Raw genomic sequence first — 22310 nt, 5'->3', positions numbered from 1 at the left:
AATCTAATAACAAAAAAAATGGCAGATACAGAAAAAGACATCCTACGTGGAGGTCAGTTCTTAGTAAAAGAAACAAATTGTGAAGATGTGTTTACTCCTGAAGATTTTTCAGAAGAACAAACCATGATGAAGGAATCCGTAATGGAATTTAACGATCGTGAAATCATACCACATAAGCCTCGTTTTGAAGCTAAAGATTATGCACTAACCGAAGAGGTAATGCGTAAAGCTGGTGATATGGGCTTTTTAAGTGTTGCTGTTCCTGAAGCTTATGGCGGCATGGGAATGGGTTTTGTATCTACAGTATTAACTTGTGATTATATCTCAAGTGGAACAGGTTCTTTTAGTACTGCTTTTGGTGCACACACAGGAATTGGGACTATGCCTATTACCTTATATGGTACCGAAGAACAAAAACAAAAATACGTACCAAAATTAGCCTCTGGTGAGTGGTTTGGCGCGTATTGCTTAACAGAACCAGGAGCTGGATCTGATGCCAATTCTGGTAAAACAACAGCAACGCTTTCAGAAGACGGAAAATCATATAAAATTAACGGTCAAAAAATGTGGATCTCAAATGCAGGGTTCTGTAGTTTGATGATTGTTTTTGCTCGTATTGAAGATGATAAAAACATTACAGGTTTCATCGTAGAATATGATGGAGATAATCCTAACGGTATTGTTTTAGGAGAAGAAGAACACAAATTAGGTATTCGTGCCTCTTCTACGCGTCAAGTGTTCTTTAATGATACAGTAGTGCCTGTTGAAAACATGTTAGCGGGTCGTGGTGAAGGTTTTAAAATCGCAATGAACGCCCTTAATGTTGGTCGTATTAAATTAGCTGCGGCTTGTTTAGATTCTCAGCGTCGTATTTTAACTACTGCGGTAAATTATGCTAAAGAACGTAAACAATTTAAAACACCTATTGCCGATTTCGGAGCTATTAAAGTAAAGTTAGCTGAAATGGCTGCTAGTGCTTATGCTGGTGAATCTGCAACGTATAGAGCTGCAAAAAATATTGAAGACAGAATCGCCATGCGAGAAGCAGCAGGTAATTCGCATCAAGAAGCCGAACTTAAAGGGGTTGAAGAATATGCTATTGAATGTTCAATCTTAAAAGTAGCTGTATCTGAAGATGTACAAAATTGTGCTGATGAAGGTATCCAAATTTTTGGTGGGATGGGCTTCTCTGAAGAAACGCCTATGGAGTCTGCTTGGAGAGATGCGCGTATTGCACGTATCTATGAAGGCACTAACGAAATCAACAGAATGTTAGCTGTTGGTATGTTAGTAAAGAAGGCAATGAAAGGTCATGTAGATTTATTAGGTCCTGCACAGAAAGTCCAAGAAGAATTAATGGGTATCCCATCTTTTGACACACCAGATTATTCTGAATTATTTTCAGAAGAAAAAGAAATGATTAAGAAGCTTAAAAAAGCCTTTTTAATGGTTGCAGGTGGAGCTGTTCAAAAATTTGGACCTCAACTAGAAGAACATCAACAATTATTAATTGCTGCTGCCGATATCTTAATTGAAATCTATATGGCAGAATCTGCAATTTTAAGAACTGAGAAAAACGTAAAACGTACTAGCGAAAAAGCGCAATCTGCTCAAATCGCTATGGCTAAATTATATTTATATCACGCTGTAGATATCGTTGAAGAAAAAGGAAAAGAAAGTATTATTTCTTTTGCAGAAGGAGATGAACAACGTATGCTATTAATGGGACTTAAGCGTTTTACAAAATATGCAAACTATCCAGATATTGTAGATTTACGTATTGAGATTGCAGAAAAAGTAAAAGCTGAAGGCAAATACTGCTTCTAGCAATTTAGTTTAAGTTGAATAGTTAAAAGCCAATTCTTCCCATACACGATTGGGTTGGATTGGCTTTTTTAGTTTTTAATAATTCTAAAATTTAATAGTACTTGCATCCAAAATACCATTATAAATGACTTCTGCTATTTCTTTCTGCTTTTCAACATTAGTAAGCTGTGTTCTATCTATTTCATTAGTCAAAAAACCTATTTCTAACATAACAGCAGGACTATCTAAACTTCTTAATAATTTAAAATTCCCTGACTTTATTTTCGCATTATCAAAATTCTGACTTACTAAACTTGATACCAATATAGAACTATAAATCATAGATTTATTATTATTTTCTAAACTATCACTTTCATAATAGTAAGCCTCAACACCAGAGTTTTCACTGTTAGAATGCGCATTACAATGCAAACTAACTACAAGATCTGGTTTTAGGTTATTTATAAAAGTAATTCTGTTATCTAAAGACGAGAATTCATCTTCATTTCTAGTTGTAATTATTTTCAGCTTGTCATCACTAAGAGATTGCAGGTAATGAGAAATATTTAAAACAATATCCTTTTCGTTTACATTGAAAGACGTATTTCCGGAATCCTTTCCTCCATGTCCTGCATCTATAACAACTACGAGCGGTTCTTTTAAGTCTTTGTAAGAACTTAATACAAAGATACCTGCAAGAAGTAAGCTGACAGATATAATGTTTAAAGTTCGTTTGAATACTGATGATTTTGATTGATGTAACATAATAATTCGATTTTTGATTTGAATGAAATTAAATCCGCTAGTTAGAGGAACACGGTATTCCTTTTGCCCTAAATTTATAATGGTGTTTGAATAATTCTCAATATCAATTCCAGATAAAACTGACTTTTCATCTGCTAAAAATTCATGATTCTGCAAAATGGCTTTTTTATACAACCAGATAAATGGATTGAACCAAAAGATGCAACTGAGGAACTCTAAAAGGATTATATCTACAGAATGGAACTCTTTACTATGTACGGTTTCATGAGCAATAACACTTTTGTAATCCTCTCTAGAAAGCGTGTGCTGTTTAGGAATAAACATATAATTAAAAAAACTAGACACCATATCAGAATCCGAATTCTCAATTAACTTAAGCTTCCCGACATACTCATAATCGTTTCTTGTCAATCTATAAATCTTTAATAAATTCTTAAAAAACCGGAAGGATAAAAACAATGATATCATCACATAAACATAGAAAAAAGGACTTTTTTGAGATAGGCTCACTTGCTCAACCTCACCAAAAGTCACGTCTTCTATATCTTGAGTTTCCACAATGGATTCTGTTAATTTATCTAAAGGAATCTCAGTAATACTAGGAACAGCATTAAATAATTCAATTTCCATAAATGGTGCTACCAAACACAAAAGAATAGAACCTATTAAAAAAAAGCGATTAAACTGAAATGTTTTTTGCTTTCTAAGTAACAAAACATAGACTGCATAAGAACAACCTAAACTAATAATGGTATAAATGAAATAACTAATCATTGGCTTTCTTTTGATCCATTTTCTGCTTTAACAACGCTTGAAGTTCTTCTAATTCTTGCATCGATAAATCGGCATTTTTGGCAAAAAACGATGCAAATTGCGCTTTAGAATCGTTAAAAAAATGCTGAATCATTCCGTTAACCTGTTTCGTAAAATAATCGTTCTTCTTAAGAATCGGAAAATATAGTTTGTCTCTTCCTAAACGTTCAAAACCTATATACTCTTTATCTGTCATACGTTTCAATAAAGTTGAAATCGTCGTATAAGCAGGTCTTGGTTCTGAAAATTGCTCTACAATGTCTTTCATAAATCCTTTTTCAAGCATCCATAAATACTTCATAATTTGAAGCTCAGATTTATTTAGTTGTTTTATATCCACAATTATAGTTTTAATACTACAAATGTAGTAATAAAAATGTAATGCACAAATCTATCTTAAAAATTATATCTTTATTGACCTATTATGCCTTGATAATTTAAGTAACTATTAGCCATTTGTAACATGAAGTATTTAATTGTATTCCTATTAGCATTTACCGCAACCCAAGCGCAAAACGATAAAAAATTAGCACCAAAACTAGAAAACATTTCATGGATTTCTGGCACATGGCATGGAGACGCTTTTGGAGGACAAGTAGAAGAAATTTGGAGTGAACCCTCGGCAGGTAGTATGATGGCCAGCTTTAAATTTATAAACGATGGTAGAGTGTCATTTTACGAAATAGAAGTTATACGGGAAGTAGAAAACACATTATTACTTCAATTAAAGCATTTTAGATCTGATTTAAAAGGTTGGGAATCTAAAGATGAAACCGTTGATTTCCCTTTAATAGAAATCACAGATAACAAAGTCGTTTTTGAAGGTATGGTTTTCGAAAAAATTTCAGAGAATGAAATGAATGTCTATGTGGATATCGAAGACAACGGTAAAACGGAAACCGTAAAATTCAATTACAAAAAAACTTTAAAAAACAGCAAACCACTGAAACAGCTAATTAAAGTTAAACATGCAAAAGAAAACATAAATATTGATGGTATTGCCAATGAAACCATTTGGAAAAATTCAGAATGGCATCAACTCGATCAGTTATGGTTAGGTGAAGCCTATACCGCGGACGATTTTAAAGGGCGATACAAGTTATCTTGGACTAAAGATGCCCTTTATCTTTTGGCAGAAATACAAGATGATATCCTTGTAGACACTCACAAAGATCCTCTTGTAGCGTGGTGGGACGATGATTGTTTAGAAGTATTTATTGATGAAGACAATAGTGGTGGCGAACATCAATTTAATCATAATGCCTTTGCTTATCATATTGCTTTAGACGGAAATGTCGTTGATATGTCGACAAAAAGAGAAGGTAAACTATATAATTCACATATAGAATCTAAACGAAACGTTACAGGAAACACCACCTTATGGGAAGTCAAAATAAAATTATTTAACGACACCTATAAAGACGATATGGATAACCTGCCTACAGCCTTACAAGCGAATAAAAACATAGGTTTTGCCCTGGCCTACTGTGACAACGACAGTAGTTTAGAACGTGAAAACTTCATAGGCTCAATTCCTGTTGAAGGTGAAGATAAAAATCGTGGTTGGATTGATGCCAATATTTTCGGAACTTTACAATTAATCGATTAACAACTTCAATACTATGAAAATCGCATTCAGCTCAGTATTTCTAATGGTTTCTATCATCCTAGGTGCACAAACCGACCAAAACATTTATGACATCATTGATGCTGTTTCCGAAGAGCGTTTAAAAAAAGACGTACAAACGTTAGTCGATTTTGGAACACGACACACCTTAAGCGACACCATTTCTAAAACGCGTGGTATTGGAGCAGCGCGTCGTTGGATAAAGTCTGAATTCGAAACCATTTCTAACGATTGTAACGATTGCTTAGAGGTGTTCTACCAAAAGGATTTAGTAAAAAAAGGAGAGAATCAACGTATCGTTAAAGACGTAATGGTCGTTAATGTTGTTGCTATTCAGCGAGGCACAAAATATCCAAATCGCTATATCATAATGAGTGGTGATATCGATTCTAGAGTTTCTGATCCAAATGATTTTACTTCAGATGCACCAGGTGCTAATGACAATGCCACAGGAATGGCAGGTGCTATTGAAGCTGCTAGAGTGTTGTCTCAATATAAATTTGAAAGTAGTATTATTTATGTGGGACTGTCTGGTGAAGAACAAGGTTTGTTTGGAGGTCAAGGCTTGGCTAAATATGCCAAAGAGCATCATTGGGATATTATTGGGGTTTTAAATAATGACATGATTGGAAATATCGCTGGAGTCGATGGTGTGATTGATAACCGCACCTTCCGAATTTTCTCAGAACCTATTACAACCTCGGAAACAGATCCTGAAGCATTAGCAAAACAAGCGAGAGCCAGACGTTTTTATGGTGGTGAAGTCGATGGTATTTCACGTCAGTTGGCACGATTTGTATATAAAACCACAAAAACCTACATGCCAGAGATGAACCCAATGCTAGTTTATCGCTTAGATCGTTTTGGACGTGGAGGTCATCATAGACCTTTTAATGATGCGGGCTTTGCTGGCATCCGAATTATGGAAGCTCACGAAAATTATACCCAACAGCATCAAGATATTCGTACAGAAAACGGGATTGCATACGGAGACACTTTTGAACATGTTAACTTTCCGTATTGCAAGAAATTAACCACTGTCAATGCCATTACTATGGCAAGCCTTGCTTCTGCTCCACCGTCACCAACCGAAGTTAGTATTGGTGGCATTGTGGAAGCCTCTGCTAAATTACAATGGAATAAAGTTGAAGGTGCCAAAGGTTATAAAATCTATTGGAGAGACACCACTTCTCCAACTTGGGATCACAGCCGTTATGTAGAAGGTGCTACCGAATTTACCTTAGACGGCATCGTTATTGATAATTTCTTTTTTGGAGTGGCAGCGGTAAGTGCAGATGGGCATGAAAGTGTTGTTGTGTTTCCAAATAAAATTTTAAGATAAAAACACCGTTAAATTAGTGAAACACTAAACTAATTATACCAAAAGCAACCATGAAAATTAAAACGATTACATCTCTACTGCCTGAATTATTTTTAATCGGTTCCGTTATCTATTATTGGATCTTAACGCCCAACCTTTTCAATCCCATTGCTATAGCTTTATTAGCTATTCTTGTTTATCAAATATTCAGTAAAAAAATGATTTTAGGATTACTAATTTCCACTGTCGTTATTATGTTGAGTTTATTTATGGTATTAGCGTTAGTTTCTGAGTTATCTGAATTTAACGTTATTAATCAAGATTATAACAACCTTCTTCTTTTTGGATCCTTCTATTTAGGACTAACCTTACTACTGGCAGGATTTATGTTCTTTAAATATTTAAAACTTCAAATGAAATGAAATTGAAATACGTATGTCTCATCATTGTCATTCTTTCAACATTTTCTGTAAAAGCACAATTACTTCAAGATAAAGGAAAATTCACACATCAAGATACCTTAAGAGGAAGCATCACTCCAGAACGCGCATGGTGGGATTTAACCTATTACCATTTAGATATTGAAGTAAAACCAGAGCTCAAGTTCATTTCAGGAAAAAACACTATTTATTATAAAGTAGTTTCAGCGCCTAATGAGTTTATGCAAATTGATTTGCAACAGCCTCTGGAAATCACCAAAGCGATTCAAGATGGCAAAGAATTAGAGGTGCAAGTTGAAGGTAATGCTAATTTTATTTTAATTCCTACAAAGCAAAATATTGGTGACATCAAATCCATTGAAATTCATTACAATGGTTATCCAAGAGAAGCCAAACGCGCTCCTTGGGATGGTGGATTTTCATGGAAAAAAGACAAAAATGGAAAACACTTTATAGCAACCTCTTGTCAAGGTTTAGGAGCTAGCGTGTGGTGGCCCAACAAAGATCATATGTATGATGAAGTGGACAGTATGCTCATTAGCGTTACCAATCCAAAAGGGCTGACGAATGTCTCTAACGGTCGTCTTAGAAAGCTGGTTGAAAATAATAACAACACCGTTACGTCGCATTGGTTTGTGAGCAACCCGATTAATAATTATGGCGTTAATGTGAATATTGGCGACTATACCAATTTCTCTGAAGTCTTTAAAGGCGAAAAAGGGGATTTAGATCTGGATTATTGGGTGCTTAAAGATAATTTAGAACGCGCCAAAACGCATTTTAAAAATGCTCCAAAAATGATGAAAGCCTTTGAACATTGGTTTGGTCCTTATCCATTTTATGAAGATAGTTTTAAATTGGTTGAAGTCCCTTATTTAGGTATGGAGCACCAAAGTTCTGTAACCTACGGAAACCAATATAAGCAAGGCTATTTAGGGCGCGATTTATCTGGCACAGGTTGGGGTTTAAAATTTGATTTTATTATTATCCACGAAGCTGGTCACGAATGGTTTGCTAACAATATCACCAACAAAGACATCGCTGACATGTGGATTCACGAAGGCTTTACCTCCTACTCTGAAAATTTATTTTTAGACTATTATTATGGCAAAGAAGCGTCTGCCGATTATGTGATTGGCACACGTGCTAATATTCAAAACGATAAACCTTTAATTGGCACCTACAATGTGAATAATGAAGGCTCTAGCGACATGTATTATAAAGGAGCTAATATGTTGCACACACTTCGTCAACTCATTGAAGATGATGAAAAATGGAGACAAATACTGAGAGGCTTAAATTCTGAATTTTATCATCAAACGGTAACAACGAAGCAGATTGAAGATTACTTAAGTGAGCACTCTGGTATTGATTTAACGGCTTTTTTTAATCAATATTTAAGAACGACTAAAATTCCAACCTTGGAATATGAAATAAAAAAGGGGGAACTAAAGTATCGTTGGACAGACATTGTTGAGGGGTTTGATATGCCTTTAAAAGTGATTATTGGCAATGAAGAACAATGGATATACCCAAAGGCAGAATGGAAATCGCTCATGACAAAGTCTAGTAAAATGTCACTTATCGTTGACCGAAATTTTTATGTAAATTCAAAAGAAATTTAAAAACACACCTAAAGTCCCCTCAAGAGGACAATTCACTCAGTTGAATCAAATAACATTAAAAAAAACCTGACAGGTCTGAAAACAAAAGATTTCCGCTTTCTCGGGAAATGAACATGGAATTACAAGAATTATATTTTAAAACAGATACGGAATGGCGCGAATGGTTGCTAGACTATCACGATTCTGTAAAAGGGGTTCATTTAATTTTCTACAAAGTCGATCATAAAAAGGACTCTATGCGTTGGGAAGAAGCCGTAAAAGTGGCCCTTTGTTTTGGCTGGATAGATTCCACAGTAAAAAGTTTAGGAGACGGAAAACGTAGACAATATTTTTGTCCACGACAACCCAAGAGTGTCTGGAGTGCAGTGAACAAAAATCATATAGCGCAATTACATAAAGCAGACCTAATCCACAAAAGTGGACATCTGTCTATTCAAATTGCAAAAGAAAATGGCAGTTGGACAGCTTTAGACGATGTCGAAAATGGAGTCATTCCTCGTAATCTTCAAAAAGCCTTTGATGCTAACAAAAATGCTTTTGAAAACTACCTCAACTTTGCTCCTAGCTACCGAAAACAGTATTTATATTGGTTAAACCAAGCCAAACGCGAAGCGACAAAACAAAAAAGAATCGCAGAGATTATTAAACTCTGCGATGCTAATATTAAAAGTCGTGATATTTGGTAAATTATAACCCACTTATATAACTTCCATAAGGGTCTTTAAACTGCATGCCTTCAGAATAACGATACTTACTTAATTTTTTAAATTGCGTTAAACCCCAAAGAATAAATTCCTTTTCAAAATAGACATCTTTAGGATCAATTTCTGGCTGATAATCTGCAATTAAAGCATCTAAAGGTGTTACCTCATCTAATTTTGCCTTATAAGTTGCATCATCATAATCATCTAACAATTCAAAACCATCTCCATTGAAAAACCATGAGATTAAGTCATCGTAAGGAGTTTCGTCACCTTGTTTTTCTAGTTTTTCAACTTTAGGAAAATATTTAGGGAATAAGGTTTTTACCGCAGCTTCCATTAAAGCGTTAGCTACAAAATCGGCACCCTCTTGTTCACCTTCGTACACCAATTCCACTTTTCCTGTAATTGCAGGAATCACTCCTGTAAAATCAGATAAACGTACTGCTGTTGTATCGTCACCAGCAATTAAAGCACGACGCTCTGCGGTACTTAGTAAATTCTCAAAAGCCGTAATACTCATACGTGCACTGACTCCACTTTTTACATCGACATATTCACTTTCTCTGGCTTCAAAACTGATTTGCTCTAAAAGGTCTTTCGCTAATTCTGGAACATAAACAGATTCCGATTGTCTCGAATCTAACTTTGCCTCTTGAGTTGTAATGGTTCTAGCCGTTTCTACAGAATCTGGGTAATGCGTTAAAATCTGAGACCCTATTCTATCTTTTAAAGGAGTTACAATGCTTCCTCTGTTTGTGTAATCTTCAGGATTGGCTGTAAACACAAACTGCATATCTAAAGGCAAACGCAATTTAAATCCTCTAATTTGAATATCTCCTTCTTGTAAAATATTAAATAAGGCGACTTGAATTCGTGCTTGTAAATCGGGCAATTCGTTTATAACAAAAATGCAACGGTTCGCTCTTGGAATCATGCCGTAATGAATGACACGATCATCAGCATAACTCAATTTTAAATTGGCTGCTTTTATCGGATCCACATCACCAATAATATCGGCAACAGTTACATCTGGAGTGGCTAATTTTTCAGCAAAACGATCATTTCTATGTAACCAAGTTATTGGAGTATCATCTCCTTTTTCAGCAATCAATTCTACTGCAAATCTTGAAATCGGAGCTAATGGATCGTCATTAATTTCAGAACCTTCAACTACTGGAATATTTTCATCCAACAAATTCACCATCATCCTTGCCAAACGTGTTTTTGCCTGACCTCTTAATCCTAATAAATTAATGTTATGTCTAGATAAAATCGCACGTTCTAATTCTGGGATTACGGTATTTTCATAACCATGAATGCCTTCAAACGTATTGACTTTATTCTTTATATTTTCAATAAGATTATCTCTCAATTCATCTTTAATAGACTTTGATTGATAACCTGCTTTTTTTAATTCTCCGAGTGTACTTATGTTTTCTGTTTTCATTGTATAGCTTGTGGCTATTAGCTTTTAGTTATTAGTATGCTCGTTTGAGCTAAAGGCTAATACCTAAAAGCTAAACGCTGTTTTTATCCTTTAATTCTTTTCTTCCTATTGTTTTCGTAATCTTCAAAAATCATTTCTCCTAAACCTTTCAATCCTGTGTAGAAGGCTTTTCCTCTATTGGCTTGTGTAAATGCTCTAATAAATTGCATCAAATACGGATCTTCTGCAATCATAAAAGTTGTTATCGGAATATGTAAACGTCTTGCCTGTTGTGCCATCGCATAACACTTGTTGGTGATAAACGGATCTAAACCATTACTGTTTTTATAATATTGGCCGTCTGGCATACGTAAGCAACTAGGCTTGCCATCCGTAATCATAAAAATCTGCTTGTTGGTATTTCGTTTTCTGCGCAACATATCCATCGCGAGTTGTAATCCTGCAACGGTATTGGTATGGTAAGGACCGACTTTTAAATAGGGTAATTCTTTAATTTTAATTGGCCAGGCATCATTACCAAAGACTAATATTTCTAAAGTGTCTTTTGGGTAGCGTGTGGTGATTAATTCGGCTAAAGCCATAGCGACTTTTTTCGCTGGAGTAATTCGGTCTTCTCCGTACAGAATCATACTGTGACTAATATCAATCATCAAAACCGTACTCATTTGACTTTTGTGAAGCGTTTCTTCAACCACCAAATCGTCTTCTGTTAGACTAAAATCTCCAATCCCATTATTGATTTGTGCGTTTCTAATGCTTTCAGTCATCGAAACGTTATCTAAACCATCACCAAACTGATAAGGTCTAAAATCACCTGTATGCTCGTCTCCAAGTCCAACACCTTTGCTTTTATGGTTACCAGAACCACTGCGTTTTATTTTACCAAAAATATGATCTAGTGCTTGTTGTCTAATAGCACGTTCTGTTTTGGCTGTAATTGTCATACCGCCTTCACCTGCACCAGTAGGATCTAGCTCTTCTCTTATATACCCTTTATTCTTTAGGTCTTCAATAAAATCATCAATGGTATATTCTGGAGTTGTTAATTTGTATTCTTTATCCAGTTCTCGTAACCAATCGATAGCTTCATCAAAATCACCAGAAGTATGTGTAATCAGTTCTTTAAAGATTTCAAAGAGTTTATCGAAAGGAGATTGATGCGGAGCTTCATAGGTTTTAAAGACGAAACCCGATTTATTCGTTTTTTCTTTCATGTGTTTTTCTTTATTGTAATTTAACTGACACATGCAGTTCGCTATTCCCCTAAGTCGTTGTGTAATATTTTTTTTAAGAATACTAGTTTTATAGCTATGTAAAAATAATGCTTTTCACGCGGCTATCATCAGCATTAACATCTCCTTTAGAAATCAAATAATAGCTTTTCGTTATATTTTAGACTGTAGTTGCTCTTTTCTTATAGATTATTGCATTTCATTTCTATAATTCTCCTCCAATGTGGATAGTTTAATTACGTAAATCAATTAACAATAAATATAATATGAACGGCAAGTATTCAGAATCTTTGAGGTCTCTATCGACTCTAATATGATCTGAATATTGGCTTACAAGTACTTCTTTTCATAGCACCTTTAATAAGCGCTAGCATGACATATAAGAATATCATTAAAGTATTGGTCCCTAAAAAATATTATAAATCAAACAGGTAATAAAAGCTCTTATTATTCAACGCGTTTCAAACCTTCTAAATTTTCGATCTTTACATGTTTCCCTGTCGTTGAAATCAGTCCTTCTTTTTTAAACTGAGATAAAATTCTAATCGCAGATTCTGTAGCGGTTCCTACAAGATTGGCGTAATCTTCTCGAGATAACATAACGCCTAAAAAACCATTTTCATCTCTATCAAAAGCTTCATGTAAATAAATAAGCACATCAGCTAATCGTTGTTTTACAGATTTCTGAGCCATATCAACAATGATATTATCGGCAATCCTAAGTTCTTTAGCCATCTCTTTAAGCATATCTAAAGAAAACGATGCATTTTTCGTTAAATCATGTAAAATCTCACTTTTAGGAATAAAACAAATTTCCATATCATTTAGTGCTATAGCCGTTAAGTTCGATTTCTCATCATTTACTAATGAACGTTGTCCTAATAAATCTCCTCTAACTACAAGCTTAACGATTTGGTCTTTGCCATTAGCACTCAATTTTGTTAACTTACAAACACCATCTTTTATGCAATAAACACCATTGATACTTTCACCTTCTCTAAAAAGAATTTCTCCTTTTTTAATAAATTTAGAAGTTTTACATCCAGAAATTCGAATTAGATCGTTTTTTTCTAATGACCTTAAAGCATTAAACTGTTTAATTATACATTGTTCACATTTACCCATTCCAAAATCTATTAAATTCAAAGTTAAATAAAACATGACAAATATCATAGATTAAAATCACTAGATTTGGGACTTTTGCAGTAGGTATAATAGAGCAAATTTATAATGGAAAACAAAACTTGTTTTCATTGTGGTGATGACTGTGGTAATCACCCAATTACATTTCAGGACAAATCATTCTGTTGCAATGGTTGTAAAACCGTTTTCGAAATTTTTAACGAAAACGATCTTACATGTTATTACGACTTACAAAATTCTCCTGGAGCAATCCCAAAAGAAATTGAAGGTAAATACGATTTTCTATCCCAAGAAAATATAATTGATAAACTAACGGAATTTAGAGGAGATTCAATTGAAATCGCCACCTTATACATTCCACATATCCATTGTAGTTCTTGTATTTGGATTCTTGAAAACCTCAATAAACTCAATCCTAATATTTCAGATTCTCACGTTAATTTTGGTAAGAAAACGGTTAGGGTAACTTATAATTCTGAGACGACTAACTTAAAATCTGTGGTCTTATTATTAAGCTCTATTGGTTATGAACCCTATATCAGCTTAGAGGATTTTAATTCAGGCAAAAAACACATTAACCGAAGTTTAATCTATAAACTTGGAGTTGCAGCCTTTGGTTTTGGCAATATTATGTTTTTGTCTTTTCCTGAATATTTTGAAGTTAACGAGTTTTGGCTAGAACAATATAAACCACTCTTTCGTTGGTTAATGTTTGCCATGTCTTTACCGATTGTGTTTTATTCAGCTCAAGATTATTTTATTTCGGCATACAAAGGTTTAAAGGCTAAAATTTTAAATATTGATGTCCCTATTGCTCTTGGAGTTTCAGTCCTATTTATAAGAAGTACTATTGAAATTATGTTTGATATGGGATCTGGCTTTTTTGATAGTCTCGCTGGATTAATATTTTTTCTTTTAGTTGGTAAATTCTTTCAACAAAAAACCTATGATTTTTTATCTTTTGAGCGCGATTATAAATCGTATTTCCCAATCGCAATAACCAAGATAGACAAAGAAGGTAACGAAGATTCCATTCAGGTTTATGATATTGAAAAAGGCGATCGTATTTTAATTCGGAATGAAGAATTAATCCCTGTCGATGGTATTTTAATTAACGGAAAAGCAAAAATAGATTACAGTTTTGTTACTGGCGAATCACAAACAGTATCGAAACAATCTGGAGACAAATTATTTGCAGGAGGTAAACAAACCAATGGAGTTATTGAAATGGAAGCTCTAAAATCTGTTGAGCAAAGTTACCTCACACAATTATGGAGTAATGATGTTTTTAACAAAAACAAAGAAGATGGTTTTACTAATATTACCAACACCATTAGTAAATATTTTACAATAGCGATATTAACGGTTGCTTTTATCGCGACAACCTTTTGGTTGTTTGTAGATTCTAGTAAAGCTATGAATGTATTTACAGCGGTATTAATCATTGCTTGCCCTTGTGCCATTGCGCTTTCTGCTCCTTTTACCTTTGGAAACTTATTGAGAATCTTTGGTAAACAGAAATTTTACATAAAAAACGCTAGTGTTATTGAACAGCTAGCACAAATAAACACCGTAATTTTTGATAAAACAGGAACGATTACATCCAACAAAAACAGTAATGCAGAATACGATGGCGAATTACTTTCAGAATCGGAAAATATAGTACTTAAAAATTCGCTTAGAGGCTCAAACCATCCTTTAAGCCGAACCTTATATACCATTTTAAAAGAAAACAATATTATTACACTCGATGCTTTTGAAGAACATATTGGTAAAGGTATTGAGGCCAAACACGAATCGGTTAACATGAAAATTGGTTCTGCAAGTTTTGTTGGAAACCCAAATGAAAGTACGGCTTTAAATACTACTGTTCATGTGAGTAGTAATAATGTCTATAAAGGCAAATTTACCTTTTACAACAGCTACAGAAAAGGGGTTTCAAAATTATTTAATCAGTTAAAGCGGCATTTTGATTTGGTTATTCTCTCAGGAGATAATGAAGGTGAACTTGAAAATTTAAAAAAGTTATTACCGGCTAAAACCAAATTAATTTTCAATCAAAAACCAGAAGACAAATTAGAGTTTATTAGGTATCATCAATCAGAAGGAGCCAAAATCTTAATGATTGGTGATGGTTTAAATGATGCTGGAGCATTAGCACAGAGTGATGTTGGTATCGCCATATCAGAAGATGTAAACGTCTTCTCACCTGCTTGTGATGCCATATTAGATGCTTCAAAATTTAAGCAATTATACAACTATATTTTAGCCTCTAAATCAGCCATAAAAATTATTAAGTGGAGTTTTGTAGTCTCGTTTTTTTATAATATTATTGGATTATACTTTGCTACAACCGGACAATTAGAACCCGTCGTTGCAGCAATATTAATGCCTTTAAGCTCAATCAGTATTGTTGTATTTACAACAGTTGCTACAAATCTTCTAGGAAAACGATTAGAATGATTAAAAATAAGGAAATATGATAAAAATCATGTTTTCGAAACAAGTTCAAACGTAATTTTGGGCCATAACTTCAGTAGGTATGAGTGTTATTTATATTTTGTTATCAGTTAGCGTCGTCATTGGCGTGGCTTTCTTTGTTATTTTTATAATGGCAGTCAGGTCTGGTCAATATGATGACGATTATACACCTTCTGTACGCATGCTTTTTGAAGACGAACTCGTCAAAGAGCAAACCAACACATCTAAACAAACTAAAACTGACTAATTATATTAAATATGGAAATGCAACAATTCTATTACGATAATAAAATCGTTAAAAAATTCCTCTATGCAACAATCTTTTGGGGAGTTGTTGGGATGCTTGTAGGGCTCATTTTGGCCTTTATGTTTTTATTCCCAAACATGACTGATGGTATCTCTTGGTTGAGTTTTGGTCGTCTTAGACCTTTACACACCAACGCTGTCATTTTTGCCTTTGTTGGTAATGCTATTTTTGCTGGTGTATATTACTCTACTCAGCGTCTATTAAAGGCTAGAATGTTTAGTGACTTTTTAAGTAACTTAAATTTTTGGGGATGGCAACTTATTATCGTCGCAGCGGCTATAACTTTACCTTTAGGATATTCTACATCTAAAGAATATGCTGAGCTAGAATGGCCTATAGATATTGCAATTGCGGTAATCTGGGTTGCATTTGGTATTAACCTTATTGGTACCATGATAAAACGTCGTCAGCGTCACTTATATGTTGCACTATGGTTTTACTTAGCAACATTTGTAACGGTTGCTGTACTTCACATATTTAATAGTTTAGCACTTCCTGTAAGTTTTACTGGTATGAAGAGTTATTCTGTTTATGCAGGTGTACAAGATGCCTTAGTTCAATGGTGGTATGGTCATAATGCTGTTGCATTTTTCTTAACCACACCGTTCTTAGGTTTAATGTATTACTTTGTACCTAAAGCTGCCAACAGACCTGTTTACTCTTATAGATTATCTATTGTTCACTTTTGGTCGTTAATCTTTATCTACATTTGGGCAGGACCACACCACTTATTATATACTGCTTTACCAGAATGGGCACAACATTTAGGTGTTGCATTCTCAATAATGTTATTGATGCCATCTTGGGGTGGGATGATTAACGGATTATTAACCTTGCGTGGTGCTTGGGATAAAGTCCGTACAGATCCTGTTTTAAAATTTATGGTTGTAGCTATTACCGGTTATGGTATGGCAACATTTGAAGGCCCAATGCTTTCGCTTAAAAATGTAAATGCTATTGCACACTTTACCGATTGGATTATTGCTCACGTTCACGTTGGTGCATTAGCTTGGAATGGTTTCTTAGCCTTTGGTATGATTTATTGGTTAATACCAAGGTTATTTAAAACAAAATTATATTCAATTGGTTTAGCCAACGTTCATTTCTGGATAGGGACCTTAGGTATTATGCTCTATGCATTACCATTATATGTCGCTGGTTTTGCACAAGCAAGTATGTGGAAACAATTTAATCCAGATGGTACTTTAGTTTATGGTAACTTCTTAGAAACGGTAACTGAAATAATGCCAATGTATTGGATGCGTGCCATTGGAGGAACCTTGTATATCTCTGGTATGATTATCTTAGTCGTTAACGTTATTATGACTGTTGTAACGTCTAAACATAAAGTTACCGACGAATTAGCTGAAGCACCTGCACTAAAACGTGTTTCTAAAGGCCGTGTTGCAGGAGAAGGATGGCACACTTGGTTAGAGCGTAAGCCTGTACTTTTAACAATATATGCAACCATTGCTATTTTAATTGGTGGTATTGTTCAAATTATACCAACTATAGTTGTAAAATCAAACATACCAACAATTAGTACCGTTAAACCTTACACTCCATTAGAACTTGAAGGTAGAGACCTTTATATTAGAGAAGGTTGTGTTGGATGTCACTCACAAATGGTACGTCCGTTTAGATCTGAAGTAGAACGTTATGGAGAATACTCTAAAGCAGGTGAATTTGTTTACGATCATCCATTCCTTTGGGGAAGTAAACGAACAGGACCAGATTTACATCGTATCGGTGGAAAGTATTCAGACAACTGGCACTTTAACCACATGTATGATCCTCAAAGTATCTCTACAGGTTCTATTATGCCAGCTTACCAATGGTTAATTAGAAATGAGTTAGACAAATCTACCATTGAAGAGAAAATGGAAGTTATGGTAACTTTAGGTGTACCATATACAGAAGAAGATATTGCAAACGCTCAGGCCAACATGTTAGAACAAGGGATTCAAATTGAGAAAAACCTTTACAATGACCCAGATTTTGTAGCCTCTTACGAAGCTGATAAAGCGGCTTCAGGTGATGAGTTTGTAGAAATGCGAAACAGAGAAATCGTAGCCTTAATCGCCTATTTACAGCGCTTAGGAACTGATATTAAAGTAAAAGATATTTTAGACGAAACCGCTCAAAACTAATTCATTATGTTCAAATTTATAAAAGGCCACTTGGAAAGTATTACAGGTATAGAAATATATCCTATGATATCACTTCTTATTTTCTTTATCTTTTTTGTTGTGTTATTTTACTGGGTAATCACAGCTAAAAAAGAGTATATAACCACTGTTAGTAATTTACCATTAGACAACCAAAACGACACCGAAATATGAGACATTTAATTCCATCATACATTAGAGTACCTGTTATCTTTTTTGCGATTGCCGGACTCATAGAATATTTTGTAGATTCAGGTGATCAGCCTGCTTTTATTGAGCAGCCTATGATCTTATTATTTTTACTTTTAGTGTTGTTAGTCCTTATTGCTATTGAAGGTATTGTTAATTCATTAGATAATATTCTATATCAGAGCTTAGATGAAGAAGAAAAAAAACGCTATATAGCATCGCAATCTAAAGCACCTAAGTTTGAAAAAGTAAAAGCTATATATTCAAAATTAGTTGGTAATAGTAAACCTATTGAACAAGAAGGAGAAATTGTATTAGACCACAACTACGATGGTATTAGAGAATTAGATAATAATTTACCGCCATGGTGGGTTTACTCATTTTATATCTCAATAATTTTTGCCGTAATCTATATGGTGCGTTATCATGTGTTCGATGCAGACAACCAAATTGTAGAATATGAAATGGAATATGCAGAAGCAAATGCTGCTATTGCAGAATACAAGAAAACAGCAAAAGGTTTAGTTGATGCTAATTCTGTAGAGCTGTTAACAGAAACAGCAGATTTAAATGCTGGTAAAAAGATATTTGAAACCAACTGTGTGGCCTGTCATATGATAGATGGTGGTGGTGGAATTGGTCCAAATCTTACCGATGACCATTGGATTTTAGGTGGAGGTATCAAAAATGTTTTCAAAACAGTTTCTGAAGGGGGACGTTCAGGTAAAGGAATGATTGCATGGAAACAAAGCTTAAAGCCCCTTGAAATAGCACAAGTAGCAAGTTATGTTTTACAATTTCAAGGTACAACACCTGCAAATCCTAAAGATCCTGAAGGTGATATTTGGGTAGAAGAGGACTCTAAAGAGTAACACAAAAACAATATTTTTAAGATTTAAATAATAGCTAAGTCAAAAAAAAGTAATGGAAACACCAAAAAATGAAGTTTTTAGAGATTCAATTGGTACCATCGATGAAGAAGGTAAACGTAAATGGGTATTTCCTAAAAAACCCTCTGGTCCATTATATGAAAAGCGTAAATTAGTAAGTTATTTCTTATTAGCATTTTTCTTAGCTGCTCCATTTATAAAAATTAATGGTAACCAATTTCTACTATTTAATATAATAGAAAGACGTTTTAATATTTTTGGTTTTCCGTTTTGGCCACAAGACTTCTATTTATTTGTAGTATCCATGTTAATTGGGGTCATTTTTATCACCCTATTTACTGTTGGTTTTGGTCGTGTATTTTGTGGTTGGATTTGTCCTCAGACGATCTTTTTAGAAATGGTCTTTAGACGCATAGAATATTGGATAGATGGTGACAGAAATAAACAAATGCGTTTGGATCGTCAGAAATGGGATGCTGAAAAAATCAGAAAACGCCTATTAAAATGGTTTGTCTTTTTAGTCATTTCCTTTATCATTGCTAATGTATTTTTAGCTTATTTAATAGGAGGAGATAAACTCTTAAAATATATTACTGAAGGTCCTTTTGAACACACAAGTACACTTATTCCGTTACTTATATTTACAGCAGTCTTCTATTTTGTATTTGCTTGGTTTAGAGAGCAAGTTTGTATTATCGCTTGTCCTTATGGTCGTTTACAAGGGGTGCTTTTAGATAACAAATCTATTGTTGTAGCTTATGATTACAAACGAGGAGAGGCTGAAAGTGGTCGCAAAAAATTCAGAAAAAACGAAGATAGAGAAGCTTTAGGATATGGGGACTGTATAGATTGTAATCAATGTGTAAACGTATGTCCAACGGGTATAGACATTAGAAACGGTACACAATTAGAATGTGTTAACTGTACTGCATGTATCGATGAATGTGACCATATTATGGAAAGCATTAATCTACCAAAAGGTTTAATTCGTTTTGCGAGTGAAGATGAAATTGAGAAAAAAGAGCCTTTTAAAATAACGGCTCGTATGAAAGGTTACATGGCTGTACTTACCATTTTAATTGGAATTTTAGCTGGCATGCTATTACTAAGAAGTGATGTTGAAGCAAGAATTTTGCGTCTACCGGGACAATTATTTGAACATAAGGAAAATGGTATCATTAGTAACGTTTATACATTTAAACTAGTCAATAAAACCTCTAAAGATATTGATGATATCACTTTTAAATTAAGAGGTTGGGATGGTAAAATTGAAGTGGTATCTACATCAGATACCTTTACGGTAGATTCAGAAGGTATAGCCGAAGGTACATTATTTATAGAGCTTAAACAAAGTGATTTGTCTGGTGATAAAAACGAGGTTATGATTGACCTTTATAGTAATGGTGAGGTTATTGAAACGACATCTGTAACGTTCTTGGGACCTCGAAGTTTTAACTAGGTATCGTTTAGGTTAACGTTGATCTAGAGTTTAATTCAGGATAATAAAATAGATTTGATTATGAAAATAAATTGGGGAACAGGAATCATTATTGCATTTGTATGTTTTATTTCGTTTATCATGTACTTTGTTATAACGATGAGTACGGATAAAAAATATAATCATGATTTAGTAATAGAAGATTATTATGGGCAAGAACTTCAATTTCAAGCGGATATTAATCATGAAGAAAATGCAAAAACGTTAAAGACGAATGTCACCTGGAAAAAAACCAACGATGGCATTCTAATTACATTTCCTGAAGACTTAGACATTCAAAATATTGAAGGTAAAGTGTTCCTATATAGACCATCTAACAAACAATTAGATTTTGAAACACCAATTTCACTATCTAACCATAATTTGCTCATACCTGACAAACGTTTGTTGGATGGTCGTTGGAACATTAAAATAGATTGGAAATATAACACTAATTCTTATCTCTATAAAACCGAAATAACATATTAAATGTTGTTTTCAGCGTTTATATTTGGATTATTGGGAAGTTTGCACTGCGTAGGTATGTGTGGCCCCATTGCTTTTATGCTACCTGTTGATCGGTCTAATTCTTTCAAAAAAGTTAGTCAAATTGCCATCTATCATATTGGTCGATTATTAGCCTATAGCTTAATAGGCCTATTTTTTGGACTACTAGGTAAAAGCTTTTACTTGTTTGGCATACAGCAACAGCTCTCCATTTTCATTGGTGTAATAATGATTATTATTGTGCTTTTACCACACAAAACTATTGGTAAATACAATCTATCAAAGCCTCTATATCGTATTATTTCTAAAGTAAAATCATCACTTGGTAAGGCCTTAAAAAAGAAAACCGCTGACACATTTTTAACGATAGGATTTCTCAACGGATTTTTACCTTGTGGCTTAGTGTATATGGCTGTTTTTGGATCTATCGCTACAGGAAGCCTTATAGAAGGCAGTTTATATATGATTTTATTCGGACTCGGAACTATTCCATTAATGACAACTGCAATTTATTTAGGTAAATTTTTAAACAGTACGATAAAACAACGCATACAAAAAGCCATTCCTGTTTTTGTTATTGTTATTGGCTTATTATTTATTCTTCGTGGATTAGGATTAGGAATCCCTTACCTATCACCAGCTCCAATAGTTGAAACAGCGACAAGTGCTATTGAATGCCATTAATATATAAATCATTTCCTACAAAATGGTCTAATTATTGATATCTTAGCTTTCTATAAATATCAATAATTTAACTATGAAAAACAAGATTCTTCTATTTATTTTTAGTGTTTCCATATTTACGGCAACAGCACAAGATGCTAGTGTTGAGCAATCTACTTACGGTATTCAAACCGGTTTCTTTGGTATATGGGGACATAATGAATCTAAACTATCAAACTCCATAGCTTTACGAAGTGAATTAGGGTTAGACCTCGGTATTTATAGCAACAATTTTGTTGGTAGTAAAGGCTTTATTCTAGTACCGGCAATTGTATTAGAACCACGATGGTATTACAACCTTAATAAAAGAGTTTCTAAATCGCGACGAATAGATGGTAATAGTGGTAATTTTATTTCAATTAAAACAACATACCATCCCGATATTATTGTCAACTCTGTAGATGACAATTTGAATTTCATCAGTGATATTTCAATTATTCCAACTTGGGGAATTAGACGTAATGTAGGTAAGCATTTCACTTACGAAACAGGTATCGGTTTAGGATATATACACTACTTTAAAGAAAAAAATGTCTACTTAAGCAATAATAATGGTCTTGCTTTAAACCTGCATTTAAGACTTGGTTATCGTTTTTAAAACAAGTACAACCTTAATTATCGAAAATTTTATAAGAGCCTACTATA

20 protein-coding genes are annotated in these 22310 nt (G+C 34.0%); 15 read left to right on the top strand and 5 right to left on the bottom strand.

The window, feature by feature from the left end; genetic code table 11:
• Positions 1-18: 18 nt before the first annotated feature.
• Positions 19-1827, top strand: coding sequence for an acyl-CoA dehydrogenase family protein (locus ACXGSQ_RS08970; RefSeq protein ID WP_458629272.1), 1809 nt, complete (start codon positions 19-21; stop codon positions 1825-1827).
• An 84-nt stretch (positions 1828-1911) separates the two neighbouring features.
• On the opposite strand, the gene ACXGSQ_RS08965 is transcribed toward ACXGSQ_RS08970, so the two are convergent.
• Entirely contained in the window at positions 1912-3345 is a 1434-nt protein-coding gene (locus ACXGSQ_RS08965; protein ID WP_458629271.1) for an N-acetylmuramoyl-L-alanine amidase, read from the bottom strand.
• Positions 3338-3724 (bottom strand): BlaI/MecI/CopY family transcriptional regulator, encoded by a 387-nt coding sequence (locus tag ACXGSQ_RS08960; RefSeq protein ID WP_458629270.1) that lies wholly within the window; start codon positions 3722-3724, stop codon positions 3338-3340. The genes ACXGSQ_RS08965 and ACXGSQ_RS08960 overlap by 8 nt, the downstream gene beginning before the upstream one ends.
• 123 nt (positions 3725-3847) lie before the next feature.
• Here ACXGSQ_RS08960 and ACXGSQ_RS08955 point away from each other — a divergent pair, with 123 nt between their 5' ends.
• The 5 genes from ACXGSQ_RS08955 to ACXGSQ_RS08935 all read left to right on the top strand — a co-directional run bounded on the left by ACXGSQ_RS08955 (position 3848) and on the right by ACXGSQ_RS08935 (position 9083).
• Positions 3848-4993, top strand: a complete 1146-nt coding sequence (locus ACXGSQ_RS08955) for a DUF6265 family protein (RefSeq protein ID WP_458629269.1) — start codon at positions 3848-3850, stop codon at positions 4991-4993.
• 13 nt (positions 4994-5006) lie between these two features.
• On the top strand, positions 5007-6353 hold the full coding sequence (locus ACXGSQ_RS08950) for a M28 family peptidase (protein ID WP_458629268.1): 1347 nt from the start codon (positions 5007-5009) through the stop codon (positions 6351-6353).
• 50 nt (positions 6354-6403) lie between these two features.
• Complete coding sequence (locus tag ACXGSQ_RS08945; RefSeq protein ID WP_458629267.1) at positions 6404-6754, top strand: hypothetical protein; 351 nt, start codon at positions 6404-6406, stop codon at positions 6752-6754.
• Positions 6751-8397: a M1 family metallopeptidase gene (locus tag ACXGSQ_RS08940; protein WP_458629266.1), complete on the top strand. Its 1647-nt coding sequence runs from the start codon at positions 6751-6753 to the stop codon at positions 8395-8397. Before ACXGSQ_RS08945 ends, ACXGSQ_RS08940 begins: the two co-directional genes overlap by 4 nt.
• A 113-nt stretch (positions 8398-8510) precedes the next feature.
• Positions 8511-9083: a YdeI/OmpD-associated family protein gene (locus ACXGSQ_RS08935; protein ID WP_458629265.1), complete on the top strand. Its 573-nt coding sequence runs from the start codon at positions 8511-8513 to the stop codon at positions 9081-9083.
• A gap of 1 nt (position 9084) precedes the next feature.
• On the opposite strand, the gene ACXGSQ_RS08930 is transcribed toward ACXGSQ_RS08935, so the two are convergent.
• The 3 genes from ACXGSQ_RS08930 to ACXGSQ_RS08920 all read right to left on the bottom strand — a co-directional run bounded on the left by ACXGSQ_RS08930 (position 9085) and on the right by ACXGSQ_RS08920 (position 12905).
• Entirely contained in the window at positions 9085-10548 is a 1464-nt protein-coding gene (locus ACXGSQ_RS08930; protein ID WP_458629264.1) for a MoxR family ATPase, read from the bottom strand.
• Positions 10549-10631: 83 nt separating this feature from the next.
• Positions 10632-11762 (bottom strand): vWA domain-containing protein, encoded by a 1131-nt coding sequence (locus ACXGSQ_RS08925; RefSeq protein WP_458629263.1) that lies wholly within the window; start codon positions 11760-11762, stop codon positions 10632-10634.
• Positions 11763-12227: 465 nt separating this feature from the next.
• Positions 12228-12905: a Crp/Fnr family transcriptional regulator gene (locus ACXGSQ_RS08920; protein WP_458629343.1), complete on the bottom strand. Its 678-nt coding sequence runs from the start codon at positions 12903-12905 to the stop codon at positions 12228-12230.
• Between the two features lie 105 nt (positions 12906-13010).
• Between ACXGSQ_RS08920 and ACXGSQ_RS08915 the strand changes: the two genes are divergently transcribed.
• The 9 genes from ACXGSQ_RS08915 (at position 13011) to ACXGSQ_RS08875 (ending at position 22263) form a co-directional block, all read left to right on the top strand.
• Entirely contained in the window at positions 13011-15386 is a 2376-nt protein-coding gene (locus ACXGSQ_RS08915) for a heavy metal translocating P-type ATPase (RefSeq protein WP_458629262.1), read from the top strand.
• A 79-nt stretch (positions 15387-15465) separates the two neighbouring features.
• Positions 15466-15651: a cbb3-type cytochrome oxidase assembly protein CcoS gene (gene ccoS / locus ACXGSQ_RS08910; protein ID WP_458629261.1), complete on the top strand. Its 186-nt coding sequence runs from the start codon at positions 15466-15468 to the stop codon at positions 15649-15651.
• Between the two features lie 11 nt (positions 15652-15662).
• Positions 15663-17861, top strand: a complete 2199-nt coding sequence (gene ccoN, locus ACXGSQ_RS08905; protein WP_458629260.1) for a cytochrome-c oxidase, cbb3-type subunit I — start codon at positions 15663-15665, stop codon at positions 17859-17861.
• Between the two features lie 6 nt (positions 17862-17867).
• Complete coding sequence (locus ACXGSQ_RS08900; protein WP_458629259.1) at positions 17868-18053, top strand: CcoQ/FixQ family Cbb3-type cytochrome c oxidase assembly chaperone; 186 nt, start codon at positions 17868-17870, stop codon at positions 18051-18053.
• Positions 18050-18940, top strand: a complete 891-nt coding sequence (locus tag ACXGSQ_RS08895; RefSeq protein ID WP_458629258.1) for a cbb3-type cytochrome c oxidase N-terminal domain-containing protein — start codon at positions 18050-18052, stop codon at positions 18938-18940. Before ACXGSQ_RS08900 ends, ACXGSQ_RS08895 begins: the two co-directional genes overlap by 4 nt.
• Before the next feature lie 52 nt (positions 18941-18992).
• The gene (gene ccoG / locus ACXGSQ_RS08890) at positions 18993-20417 is read left to right on the top strand and encodes a cytochrome c oxidase accessory protein CcoG (protein ID WP_458629257.1); all 1425 of its coding nucleotides are present in this window, start codon (positions 18993-18995) and stop codon (positions 20415-20417) included.
• A gap of 60 nt (positions 20418-20477) precedes the next feature.
• Complete coding sequence (locus ACXGSQ_RS08885) at positions 20478-20924, top strand: FixH family protein (protein ID WP_458629256.1); 447 nt, start codon at positions 20478-20480, stop codon at positions 20922-20924.
• Positions 20925-21626, top strand: a complete 702-nt coding sequence (locus ACXGSQ_RS08880; protein WP_458629255.1) for a sulfite exporter TauE/SafE family protein — start codon at positions 20925-20927, stop codon at positions 21624-21626. It begins immediately after the preceding gene.
• Between the two features lie 73 nt (positions 21627-21699).
• Complete coding sequence (locus ACXGSQ_RS08875; RefSeq protein ID WP_458629254.1) at positions 21700-22263, top strand: hypothetical protein; 564 nt, start codon at positions 21700-21702, stop codon at positions 22261-22263.
• The last annotated feature ends 47 nt before the right edge of the window (positions 22264-22310 follow it).

The sequence above is a fragment of the Winogradskyella sp. PC D3.3 genome (assembly GCF_054366245.1).
The sequence above is the reverse complement of the archived record's forward strand: the minus strand, read 5'-3'. Positions and strand labels throughout refer to the sequence as shown.